The sequence below is a fragment of the Paraburkholderia sp. GAS199 genome, from assembly GCF_050436585.1.
In the GTDB taxonomy this organism is placed as follows: Bacteria; Pseudomonadota; Gammaproteobacteria; order Burkholderiales; family Burkholderiaceae; genus Paraburkholderia.
In genome coordinates this window covers 457,092-468,676 of record NZ_JBNDMM010000008.1, presented here as the reverse complement: position 1 = coordinate 468,676, position 11,585 = coordinate 457,092, and the positions used below count along the sequence as shown (strand labels likewise).

Annotated in this window: 8 protein-coding genes; 7 read left to right on the top strand and 1 reads right to left on the bottom strand. The window is 66.1% G+C overall.

Features of this window, described 5'->3' with window-relative positions; all coding sequences use genetic code 11:
- Positions 1 to 118: 118 nt before the first annotated feature.
- Positions 119 to 1,876 (bottom strand): cation:proton antiporter, encoded by a 1,758-nt coding sequence (locus P3T18_RS29030; protein WP_429303383.1) that lies wholly within the window; start codon positions 1,874 to 1,876, stop codon positions 119 to 121.
- 211 nt (positions 1,877 to 2,087) lie between these two features.
- Here P3T18_RS29030 and P3T18_RS29025 point away from each other — a divergent pair, with 211 nt between their 5' ends.
- The 7 genes from P3T18_RS29025 to xdhB all read left to right on the top strand — a co-directional run bounded on the left by P3T18_RS29025 (position 2,088) and on the right by xdhB (position 11,470).
- The gene (locus P3T18_RS29025) at positions 2,088 to 2,777 is read left to right on the top strand and encodes a DUF2848 domain-containing protein (protein ID WP_429303382.1); all 690 of its coding nucleotides are present in this window, start codon (positions 2,088 to 2,090) and stop codon (positions 2,775 to 2,777) included.
- Between the two features lie 7 nt (positions 2,778 to 2,784).
- Positions 2,785 to 4,137 carry an MFS transporter gene (locus P3T18_RS29020; RefSeq protein WP_429303381.1) on the top strand — a complete coding sequence of 451 codons (1,353 nt, stop codon included), beginning with the start codon at positions 2,785 to 2,787 and terminating at the stop codon, positions 4,135 to 4,137.
- Positions 4,138 to 4,308: 171 nt separating this feature from the next.
- The gene (locus tag P3T18_RS29015; protein WP_429303380.1) at positions 4,309 to 4,989 is read left to right on the top strand and encodes a GntR family transcriptional regulator; all 681 of its coding nucleotides are present in this window, start codon (positions 4,309 to 4,311) and stop codon (positions 4,987 to 4,989) included.
- A gap of 78 nt (positions 4,990 to 5,067) precedes the next feature.
- On the top strand, positions 5,068 to 6,447 hold the full coding sequence (locus P3T18_RS29010; protein ID WP_429303379.1) for an amidase: 1,380 nt from the start codon (positions 5,068 to 5,070) through the stop codon (positions 6,445 to 6,447).
- A gap of 120 nt (positions 6,448 to 6,567) precedes the next feature.
- On the top strand, positions 6,568 to 7,077 hold the full coding sequence (locus P3T18_RS29005; protein WP_429303378.1) for a disulfide bond formation protein B: 510 nt from the start codon (positions 6,568 to 6,570) through the stop codon (positions 7,075 to 7,077).
- Between the two features lie 473 nt (positions 7,078 to 7,550).
- On the top strand, positions 7,551 to 9,098 hold the full coding sequence (gene xdhA / locus P3T18_RS29000) for a xanthine dehydrogenase small subunit (RefSeq protein ID WP_429303377.1): 1,548 nt from the start codon (positions 7,551 to 7,553) through the stop codon (positions 9,096 to 9,098).
- Positions 9,095 to 11,470 (top strand): xanthine dehydrogenase molybdopterin binding subunit, encoded by a 2,376-nt coding sequence (gene xdhB, locus P3T18_RS28995; protein ID WP_429303376.1) that lies wholly within the window; start codon positions 9,095 to 9,097, stop codon positions 11,468 to 11,470. The genes xdhA and xdhB overlap by 4 nt, the downstream gene beginning before the upstream one ends.
- Positions 11,471 to 11,585: the final 115 nt, after the last annotated feature.

The following is an 11,585-nucleotide window of genomic DNA, read 5'->3' as shown; positions in this document are numbered from 1 at the left end:
GAACGAATGAATATGCCCTGATTATCCGCTAGCGCGCCAAGCCCCGCAAACTCGCACACAATTGCTCACATTGTCGCGGGAACCGGCAAAAAACGCGCGTCACGCCGGAAACGGCGATTTATGGATCCGGCTGCTCGTCGAAAGTCTCGCGCAGGGCGATCTGCATGCTCGCATGGATTTTCACGCACCAGCGCCACAGCAGCGCCAGCAGCAGGGCCGCGCAGATCAGCACGGCGGCCAGCAGGCCGGTCGGCGGCAAAATTCCGCCCGAAAGCGCCGCGACCAGCAGAAACACGCCGACCATCGACACCACCGGTACGAGATCCGAAATCGCGTAACGGATTGCGCTCGTGAAGCGCCCCGCCGTCGCCGGTTGCACGCTGACTTCGGCCAGCAACAGCGCGAGCGACTTCGTCTTGCGATAAACGGCCACGAGAAACGGCATCGAAACGACCAGCGCCGCACTCCACAGCACGACGCGCTGCATCGGCTCGGAATCGAGCCAGTGTGAAAGCAGCCGGCTCGTGTAAGGCGCGCTGTAGGAGACGATCAGGAAAATCGCCGCGACCAGCGCGAGATTGACGGCAACCTGCAGAATGATCCGCCGCGTCATGCTGAAAAGCGTCGGCTCACCGCTTTCCGTGCTCAGACTGCGCAGCCACTGGCCGTACATGTTGAACACGTTGGCGAGCGTGCGCGGCATGGACCGGCCGAGCCGCTGGGTCAAAGGATCGGCCGCGCGAATCAGGTAAGGCGTGAACAGCGTCGTCAATGCCGACACGGCCACCGCGATCGGGTAGAGAAACGCGCTCGTCACCTTCAAGGTCAGACCGAGCGAGGCGATGATGAAAGAGAACTCGCCGATCTGCGAGACCGTCATGCCGACCCGCATCGCGGTGCGTCCGTCTTTGCCGGCGAGAAAGGTGCCGAGTCCGCACGAGACGATCTTGCCGACGATCACCGCCACCGTGATCACTGCGATCGGCCACGCATAGTCGACCAGCACGGCCGGGTTCAGCATCAGCCCGATCGTCACGAAGAAGATGGCGGAAAACGCGTCGCGCAACGGCGCGATCAGATGTTCGATGCGATGCAGATGACGCGATTCGGCCATGATCGCGCCGATCAGGAACGCGCCGAGCGCGATGCTGTAGTCGAGCTTCACGACCAGCAGACAGAAGCCGAAACAGAAACCCAGCACCGACACCAGCAGCATCTCGTCGCTCCTCGCGCGCGCCACGTAATTCAGCGCGCGCGGCACGACCAGAATGCCGACCACCAGCGACACCGTCATGAAAAGCAGCAGCTTGCCGAGCGTGACGACCGCGACACCCGCGCTCAACTGTCCCGTCTGCGCGATGCCCGAAAGCAGCACCAGCATCGCAATGGCCAGAATATCTTCGACGATCAGAATGCCGAAGACGAGCTGCGCGAAGCTTTCGCGCTTGAGCCCCAACTCCGAGAGCGCCTTCACGATGATCGTCGTCGACGAGATTGCGAGGATCGCGCCGAGGAACAGCGAATCCATCGGACTCCAGCCGAACGCGCTGCCGATCTCGTACCCGAGCCAGAGCATCAGCACGATTTCCGACAGCGCCGCGACGATCGCCGTCGCGCCCACCTTGAAGAGCTTGCGCAGGCTGAATTCGAGCCCGAGCGAAAACATCAGGAAGACCACACCGAGTTCGCCCAAGGTCTGGATGGTCTGCTCGTCGTGGATCAACTGAAACGGCGGCGTGTACGGACCGATGATCACGCCGGCCGCGATGTAACCCAGCACCACCGGCTGTTTCAGGCGATGGAACAGCACGGTGACGACGCCGGCGAGCGCCATCACGACCGCCAGATCCTGAATGAAGCCGATGCCATGATGCATAGATGCGTCCCTTACAAAAAGTAATGTCTCAAAAACGCAGTGTAACGCAGGTGCATGAGCGGCCCACACCGTGCAAACGCCCTGAGCGTCTGGCATGGCGGCCCGTGGCAACGGTCGGCGCCGTCATGGCCGGCCAAAACATTTTTGACACGCTGGACGCCAGTGAAATATCACAATAATATTTGACGCATATTTTCTTGGGAGTGGACTGATGCAGCAGGTGTCTTTCAATGTAGTCGAGCGTTCGGGCAGCCATGTCGCGGATCTGGCCGAGGTCAACCGGCTGACGATCGCCGGCTGGGCCGGACGCGATCAGGCAGCGATCGAGCATCACATTGCCGAACTGGCCGAACTTGGCGTGAAGCGTCCGTCCACGACGCCGTGCTTCTACCGGCTCGGCGCGGAGCTGCTCACGCAGGCCGAACAGATCGACGTAGTCGGCGTGAAGTCGAGCGGCGAAGCCGAATGCGTGCTGGTGCGCTCGCAGCACGGTCTGCTCGTCACGGTCGGCTCGGACCATACCGACCGCGAAGTCGAGGCCTACGGCGTGACCGTGTCCAAGCAGGTCTGTCCGAAACCGGTGGCGCGCGACGCCTGGCGTTTCGACGACGTCGCCGGTCACTGGGACCAGCTCGAACTGCGCGCCTTCGCCGTGACCACCGCCGGCGAGCGACGCGTGTATCAGCAAGGCAGCGTGGCGTCGCTGCTGCCCGCCGCCGATCTGCTGGAACGTGCGCCCCTCGCGCAGGGCGCGGCGATGTTCTGCGGCACGCTGCCGGTGCAGGGCGGCATTGCCGGCATGGTCGACGGCGACGCGCTCGAACTCGAATTGCACGATCCTGTCCTGAACCGCACGCTGCGCCACGCCTACCGCGTGCGCGCGCTACCTATCGTCGAATGAGGCATCCATGAGCTCCCCATCGCTATCCGCAGCCGCCGACGCATCGTCCGAGGCGAGGCTCGAAGCCGCCGCCTTGCGCAAGATCACCTGGCGCATCATGCCGTTCCTGTTTCTCGTCTACGTGCTGTCGTATCTGGATCGCGTGAACATCGGTTACGCGAAGCTGCAATTCACCGGCGACCTCGGCCTCTCGAACGCGGCCTACGGACTCGGCGCGGGGATCTTTTTCTTCGGCTACTTCGTGTTCGAAGTGCCGAGCAACCTGCTTCTGAAGAAGTTCGGCGCGCGCGCCACGATTGCCCGCATCACGATGCTGTGGGGCCTGCTGTCGTGCCTGATGATGTTCGTGCGCTCCGAAACCATGTTTTACGTGCTGCGCTTTTTCCTCGGCGTGGCCGAGGCCGGCCTCGTGCCGGGCGTCGTGCTGTATCTGACGTTCTGGTTTCCGTCGGACCGGCGCGCGCGGATGGTCGCCGTGTTCATGGCCGCGATTCCGGTGGCCGGCATCATCGGCGCGCCGCTGTCGGGTTTTCTGATGTCGGCGCTGCATGAAACGCACGGCCTGCGCGGCTGGCAGTGGATGTTCCTGATCGAAGGCATTCCGTCGATCCTCGCGGGCTTCTGGGCGCTCGCCGTTCTGCGCAACACGCCCGCCGAAGCCGCCTGGCTCACCGACGAGGAAAAACGCGTGGTGCTCGGCCGCCTCTCCCGCGAAAACACGGCCGCGGCGGCGGCCGGCGCCGAGCACAGTCTGGCGGTCGCCTTGCGTTCGGGCCGTTTCTGGCTGCTCACGCTGATCTACTTCTGCCTTGTCACGGGCAATGCGGGTTTCTCGTTCTGGCTGCCGCAGATCGTCAAGGATCTCGGCGTGACCAATCTCGTCGCCAACGGCTTCGTGACCGCCATTCCGTATCTCGCGGCGGGCATCGGCATGATCCTGATCGGCCGTTCGTCGGATATCACGGGCGAGCGCCGCTGGCACTACGCCGTGTGCTGCTTCATCGGCGCGGCGGGACTGCTCGGCAGCGCCTCGGTCACTAATTCGATTCCACTGGCCGTGACCGGCCTGTCGATCGCGTATATCGGGATTCTCGCGGGCTTCGGCATCTTCTGGTCGATGTCCACCACGTTCCTGCAAGGCACGGCCGCGGTCGCCGGCATTGCGGTGATCAACTCGATCGCGAACCTGGCCGGCTACGTGAGCCCGTACGTGCTCGGCATCGTCAAGGACGCCACGCATAGCGTGACGTTCGGGCTGGTGCTGATCGCGGGCGCGCTGATCGTGGGCGGACTCGTCACGCTGATGATGCCGCGCGTGAAGGTGCAGCACGCCGCCGCCGTCGCGCCGAGCCGTGCCTGAATTGCGCGTGATCTGCGCCTCACCTGCGCCCGTGCGGTCCTGCCGCGCCCGGCGCACGGCAGCCCCGGCGCGTGACAGACACAGGCACACGCACAAGCCCGCGCCCGCCACGCGCCGATCGCGCAAAACCTTGCTCTACAATGCGGACGACACCGTCCGCTTCCCTTTCACATGACGCTCCTGCAGACCGCACGCCCTTCGAAGTCCACCCGCGAGACCGCGTCCGCCAGCCTTGCCGAGCAGGCGTACGCGTTCGTCAAGCGCGAGATCATCACGATGCGCCTGCGGCCGAGCGAAGTGCTCAACGAAGCGGAACTCATGACCTTGACCGGCATCGGCCGCACGCCCGTTCACCAGGCGCTGCACCGGCTGGTTCACGAGGGCATGCTGACCATCATGCCGCGCAAGGGCATCATGGTCCGTCCGGTTTCGCTCGACGACGTGCTCGCGATCATCGACGTGCGGCTCGTCAACGAAAGCTATTGCGTGGAACTGGCCGCGCGCCACGCCCAGCAGCATGACTACGACGCCATGCAAGCCCTGCTGCAACGCTCGGAAGTGTGCGTCGCGGCGCACGATATCGAAGGCATGATGGATATCGACCGCGAATTCCATCTGGCGATTTCCGCGGCGTCGCGCAACGCGGTACTGGCCGACATCCTGCGCGGCCTGCACGAGCGCTCGCTGCGTTTCTGGTTCATTTCGCTGTCCGAGCCGCACCATCTCGAAGACGTCCACGAAGAGCATCTCGAACTGTTCAACCTGCTGCGCGAACGCGATGCCGAAGGCGCCCGCCGCTCGGTGCAAAAGCATATCGAAGCGTTTCGCGCGACCCTGTTCAACCGTATCTGACGGAAGACGCCGCGGCGGCGCACGCGAACCAACCCCGCCGCGCGCGCCTCGCCTCCAACCCGGATCACTACCGACACCATGGCCACCGACTTCACGCCCTTCCCGCCGCTCGCCCAACTCGCCACCGACCTCGCCACCGGCCGCACCACCAGCCGCGCGCTCGTCGAAACCGCGCTCGAACGCATCGCCGACCCGGCCGGCCAGGGCGCGGTCGCCTTCATGCACGTGGACGCCGACAGCGCCCGCGCCGCCGCCGACGCCCACGACCGCCTGCGCGCCGCCGGCACGGTGCTGTCGCCGCTCGCCGGCATTCCGGTGTCGGTCAAGGATCTGTTCGATATCGAAGGCCAGCCGACCCGCGCCGGCTCCGTGGTGCTGGCCGACGCCCCCGCCACCACCGCGGACGCGGTTGCCGTGGCGCGCCTGAGGCGGGCCGGCGCGGTGATCGTCGGTCGTACCAACATGAGCGAATTCGCGTTTTCTGGTCTAGGCCTGAATCCGCATTACGGTCACCCGCTGTCGCCGTATCAGCGCGGCGTGAAGGGCGACGAGCGCATTTCGGGCGGCTCGTCGTCGGGCGCGGCGGCCTCGGTCGCGGACGGCATGGCCGCTGTCGCGCTCGGCACCGACACCGGCGGCTCGATCCGCATCCCGGCCGCGCTGTGCGGCCTGACCGGCTTCAAGCCGACTGCCGCGCGCATTCCGAAGCAGGGCGGCGTGCCGCTTTCGCCCACCCTCGACTCCTTCGGCCCGATCGGTGTTTCCGTGGCGTGCTGCGCGCTGGTCGACCGCATGCTGGCCGGCCTCGAGCCGCGCATCCCGGCGGCCCGGCCGCTGGAAGGCGTGCGCCTCGGCATCCTCACGAATTTCGTGACCGACGGCGTCGAACCGGCCGTCGCGGCGGCCGTCGAATCGGCGCTCAAGCATCTCGAGGCGGCGGGCGCGATCGTCAGCGAAGTGCGTTTCGCGCCGCTCGACCGTCTGCCGGAGATCAACCGTTTCGGTTTTTCGCCGATCGAAGCCTACGCCTGGCACCGTCCGCTGCTCGACAAGCATCGTGACCTGTACGACCCGCGCGTGCTGGTGCGCATCCTCAAAGGCCAGCCGGCCAGCGCCGCCGATTACCTCGACCTGGTCGCGGCGCGCGAAGCCATGCTCGAAGAAGCCGCCCGCACGCTGTGGCAGCGTTTCGACGCCGTGGTCGCGCCCACCGTGCCGGTGTTGCCGCCGCGCGTGGCCGATCTGATTCACGACGACGACGCTTTCGGCCGCACCAATGCCTTGATCCTGCGCAATCCGAGCGTATTTAATTTCCTGGATACCTGCGCGTTGTCGCTGCCCTGCCACCTGCGCGGCGAGGCGCCCGTGGGCCTGATGCTGGCCGGCGCGCCGCACGCCGACGACGCCCTGCTCGCCATCGGGCGCGGCGCCGAGGCCGTGCTCAACGCGATCCGGTAACGCAAGCGGCATCGGGTCGCCGGCTCGACGGCCCGATCAGCGACAGGGCGGAGCTTCGCGCTAGAATCGCGGGCAGCCGCCCTTTGCGCCCTAATCCGTTTCTCGACAGCCACACGATCCATGAATAACGACAACGCCATGCTGCGCCGCGAGCGCTCCCTGCTGGTTCTGCTGGGCCTGATCTGTATCGGGCTGGTGGCCGGCGCGCTCTATCTGCAGTATTTCCTGCACGAAGACCCGTGCCCGCTGTGCATCATCCAGCGCTACTTCTTCCTGCTGATCGCGATTTTCGCCTTCCTCGGCGCGCGCTTCGACAGCTGGCGCGGCGTGCGTCTGCTGGAAGTGCTGGCGGCGCTTTCCGCGCTCGCGGGCGTGGTCACGGCGGCGCGGCACGTGTATGTGCAGGCGCATCCGGGCTTCAGCTGCGGTTTCGACGCGCTGCAGCCGCTGGTCGACAGCTTGCCGCCCGCTCACTGGCTGCCGGGCGTGTTCAAGGTGGCGGGCCTGTGCGAAACGCCTTATCCGCCGATTCTCGGCCTGTCGCTGCCGCAGTGGTCGCTGGTCGCGTTCGTCGTGATGTTTGTGCCGCTTGCGCTGAGCCTGGTTCGCAATCGCCGTCGCATCGCCTGACGCCGTGCGCGAGCCCGCGCAGTCGATCGCGCGCTCCGCTCCGCCTCTTTCTAAAAAAAGCCGGCCCCGGCAGCGCGCTTCACGGCGCTGCGAAGGCTGGCTTTTTTACGTCCACGCGTGGCGTCCGGCACTTGGCACCTGACCAGCCGGGCGCATCTCCCCAGCTCTTCCAGCCTTCCAGACCGCCACGGTCCAGCCCCAAAACTGCCGGCGCGCGTCGCTCCAATCCTCCCCAAAGCCCCGTCCGACGGGCTTTTCGCCGCTTGCCGCCGGCCGACGCAACTTCCGGCTCCGTGATGAATCGTACTTATCACATGACCGCTTCCGAATAGGCTTCATGCGAGTTGGGAAATATTTTCGGGACAAGGTAGTGATATCGTCGTAACTGGATGGCGATCTACGTGCGCGAGGCCGGCTTTGGCGCGACCCCATGCGTAACGCGCGCCCGGTCCGCACTGTCTTCTGGATTCGCCATGACATCGCAAACCATCCGCTTTTATCGCCAGGGGTCCGTCCGTGAGATCACGGACGTGCCGGCGTCGCGCACCGTGCTGCAGCACCTGCGCGAGGATGAGCATTGCACGGGCACCAAGGAAGGCTGCGCGGAAGGCGACTGCGGCGCCTGCACCGTCGTCGTGGGCGAACTGGACGCGCACGGCGGCGTCGCCCTGAAAGCCGTCAACGCCTGCATCCAGTTCCTTCCCACGCTCGACGGCCGCGCCCTCTTCACCGTCGAAGACCTGCGTGCCGCCGACGGCGCGCTGCATCCCGTGCAGCAGGCCATGGTGGACTGTCACGGCTCGCAATGCGGTTTCTGCACGCCCGGTTTCGTGATGTCGATGTGGGCGCTGTATGAAAACCAGCCCGCCGACGCCGGCCTGCCCACCCGCGACGAAATCAACGCGGCGCTATCCGGCAATCTGTGCCGCTGCACCGGCTACCGGCCGATCGTCGACGCCGCGCAGAAAATGTTCGACTACCCGCACTATCCGCGCGTCGCACTGGATCGCGGCGCGCTGGCCGGTCAGTTGCGCGGCATCCAGCGTGGCGACACGTTCGAATACCGTGCGCCCGACGCGCGCGGCAAGTCGTTCGGCTCGCCCGCGTTCTACGCTCCGGTCTCGCTCGACGCCTTTGCGAAACTGCGCGCAGAACTACCGCAAGCGCGGCTGCTCGCCGGCAGCACCGACGTCGGCCTGTGGGTCACCAAGCAGTTCCGCGATCTGGGCGACATCCTGTACATCGGCAACGTCGCCGAACTGAAAACAGTCGCGCGCGACGCGCAAACATTGACCATCGGCGCGGCCGTCACGCTCGAAGACGCCTACGCGGCGCTGTCTGCCGACTATCCCGAACTGGCCGAGTTGTGGACGCGCTTCGCCTCGCTGCCGATCCGCAACGCCGGCACGCTGGGCGGCAACGTCGCGAACGGCTCGCCGATCGGCGATTCGATGCCCGCGCTGCTCGCGCTCGACGCCGAAGTCGTGCTGCGGCACGGCGCAAAAAGCCGCACCTTGCCGCTCGATGCGTTCTACCTCGGCTATCAGAAGACCGCGCTCGCCGCCGGCGAATTCGTTGCGGCGCTGCGCGTGCCGCGTCCGCTGGGCAAACTGCGCTTTCGCACCTACAAGGTGTCCAAGCGTTACGACCAGGATATCTCGGCGGTCTGTGCGGCCTTCGCCGTGCATATCGATGACAACGGCACGATCGAAGCGGCGCGCATCGCGTTCGGCGGCATGGCGGCCACGCCCAAACGCGCGGCGCAAACCGAGGCGGCGCTGATCGGCGCAACATGGAACGAAAGCACGGCGCGCGAGGCGATGAACGCGCTCGTCGCGGATTACCAGCCGCTCACGGACATGCGCGCGTCGAGCGCTTACCGCCTCAAGGTGGCGCGCAATCTGCTCTGGCGTTTCTACCTCGAAACGCGTCACGAAGCGCCGCTCGCGTTGTTTGATGTGAACGCGTTCGCCTTCGAGGCGCATGTTCACGAAGCCGCTATCGCGAAGGAGTCGCCATGAACCGGACCGATCGATTCGTCGAGGAAACCGCGATCGGCGTGTCGTCGCCGCATGAATCGGCGGCGCTGCACGTGAGCGGCGAAGCCACCTACACCGACGACATCCCCGAACTCCACGGCACCGTGCATGCCGCGCTCGGGCTGTCGCGTCATGCGCACGCGCGTATCGTGGCGATCGATCTGGACGCCGTCAGAAAGGCGCCGGGCGTGATCGCAGTGCTGACCGCCGAGGACATCCCCGGCGAAAACAATTGCGGCCCCGTGCTGCACGACGACCCGATTCTCGCGACCGGCGAAGTGCTTTATCTCGGTCAGCCGGTGTTCGCCGTGATCGCTGAAAGCCACGATCTGGCGCGCCGCGCGGCCGCACTGGCGAAGAGCGACGACGTGGTCCGCTACGAGCCGCTCGATGCGATTCTCACGCCGGCCGACGCGCGCGCCGCGAAGCAGTTCGTGCTGCCGCCGCTGCATCTGAAGCGCGGCGAGCCGGCGCAGAAAATCGCGGCCGCGCCGCATCGGATCAGCGGCACGTTCGAAGTGGGCGGTCAGGAGCAGTTCTATCTGGAAGGCCAGGTCGCGTACGCCGTGCCCAAAGAGATGGACGGCATGCTCGTCTACAGTTCGACGCAGCATCCGAGCGAAATGCAGCAGGTGGTCGCGCATATGCTCGACTGGCCCGCGCACAACGTCGTGTGCGAATGCCGTCGCATGGGCGGCGGTTTCGGCGGCAAGGAATCGCAGTCGGCGCTGTTCGCCTGCGTCGCGGCGCTCGCGGCGCAACGGCTGCGCCGGCCGGTCAAGCTGCGCGCCGACCGCGACGACGACTTCATGATCACCGGCAAGCGCCACGACGCGATCTATGAATACGAAGCCGGCTTCGACCACACCGGCCGCATTCTCGGCGCGCGGGTGGAAATCGCCTTGCGCGCCGGCTATTCGGCCGATCTCTCCGGCGCGGTCGCCACGCGCGCCGTCTGTCACTTCGACAACGCGTACTACCTGTCGGACGTCGATATCGTCGCACTGTGCTGCAAGACCAACACGCAATCGAATACGGCGTTCCGCGGTTTCGGCGGACCGCAGGGCGCGCTCGTGATGGAAGTGATGCTCGACAGCATCGCCCGTCAGCTGCAATGCGATCCGCTCGACGTGCGGCTCGCCAATTTTTACGGCGTCGGCGACCGCGACACGACGCCGTACGGTCAGAAGGTCGAAGACAACGTGATCGCGCCGCTGACCGACGAACTGCTCGCCTCCAGCGATTACCACGCGCGCCGCGCCGCGCTGGCCGAATTCAACGCGACGAGCCCCGTGCTCAAACGCGGCCTCGCCTTCTCACCGGTGAAGTTCGGCATCTCGTTCAACGTGCCGTTTCTCAATCAGGCCGGCGCGCTGGTGCACGTCTACCGGGACGGTTCGGTGCTCGTCAACCATGGCGGCACGGAGATGGGTCAGGGGCTCAACACGAAGGTCGCGCAAGTGGTGGCCAACGAACTCGGCTTGCCGCTGTCGCGCGTCCGGGTGACGGCCACCGACACTTCGAAGATCGCCAACACCTCGGCGACGGCCGCCTCGACCGGCAGCGACCTGAACGGCAAAGCCGCCGAAGCCGCCGCGCGTACGATTCGCGGCCGGCTCGCCGAACTCGCCGCGAAGCAGCTCGGCGGCCACGCCCGTGACGTGCAGTTCGGCCACGGCGAAGTGTCGGTGAACGGCGGCGCGATGCCGTTCGAGCAACTCGTGGGCGCGGCGTATCTGGCGCGCGTGCAGTTGTGGTCCGATGGTTTCTACACCACGCCGAAAGTCCACTGGGACGCGAAAACGCTGACGGGTCATCCGTTCTATTACTTCGCCTACGGCGCGGCCGTGTCGGAAGTCGTCATCGATACGCTGACGGGCGAATGGAAGCTGGTACGCGCCGACGTGCTGCACGACGCCGGCCAGTCGATCAATCCGGCCATCGACATCGGTCAGGTGGAAGGCGGCTTCATCCAGGGCATGGGCTGGCTGACCACCGAGGAATTGTGGTGGAACCGCGATGGCCGCCTGATGACGCACGCGCCGTCCACCTACAAGATTCCCGCCGTGAGCGACACGCCCGCCGCGTTCCACGTGCGGCTCTATCAGAACCGTAACGCCGAGCCGACCGTGTTCCACTCGAAGGCGGTCGGCGAGCCGCCCTTGTTGCTGCCGTTCTCCGTGTTTCTGGCGATCCGCGATGCGATCGCGGCCGCCGTGCCGGACGCGGACCGCGCGCCGCCCTTGCGCGCACCGGCCACGCCCGAGGCGATTCTCGACGCGCTCGATGCGTTGCAAACGCCGGGCGCCGATGCGCCGGGCAGCGAAACCGCCGTCACCGTGGCGGCAACATGATGTCGAACCGGCACAACCCGCAGGCGGCTCGACGAAGCCGACAAAGCCGACAAAGCCGACAAAGCAGCGGAGCACAACCGGCGCGATGCGACACGAACGCCTCGCGCCACGCACA

Excerpts from the sequence above, each read along its gene's own strand:
- P3T18_RS29030 (WP_429303383.1), bottom strand. The coding sequence starts at position 1,876 with ATGCATCATGGCATCGGCTTCATTCAGGATCTGGCGGTCGTGATGGCG.
- P3T18_RS29025 (WP_429303382.1), top strand. The coding sequence starts at position 2,088 with ATGCAGCAGGTGTCTTTCAATGTAGTCGAGCGTTCGGGCAGCCATGTC.
- P3T18_RS29020 (WP_429303381.1), top strand. The coding sequence starts at position 2,785 with ATGAGCTCCCCATCGCTATCCGCAGCCGCCGACGCATCGTCCGAGGCG.
- P3T18_RS29015 (WP_429303380.1), top strand. The coding sequence starts at position 4,309 with ATGACGCTCCTGCAGACCGCACGCCCTTCGAAGTCCACCCGCGAGACC.
- P3T18_RS29010 (WP_429303379.1), top strand. The coding sequence starts at position 5,068 with ATGGCCACCGACTTCACGCCCTTCCCGCCGCTCGCCCAACTCGCCACC.
- P3T18_RS29005 (WP_429303378.1), top strand. The coding sequence starts at position 6,568 with ATGAATAACGACAACGCCATGCTGCGCCGCGAGCGCTCCCTGCTGGTT.
- xdhA (WP_429303377.1), top strand. The coding sequence starts at position 7,551 with ATGACATCGCAAACCATCCGCTTTTATCGCCAGGGGTCCGTCCGTGAG.
- xdhB (WP_429303376.1), top strand. The coding sequence starts at position 9,095 with ATGAACCGGACCGATCGATTCGTCGAGGAAACCGCGATCGGCGTGTCG.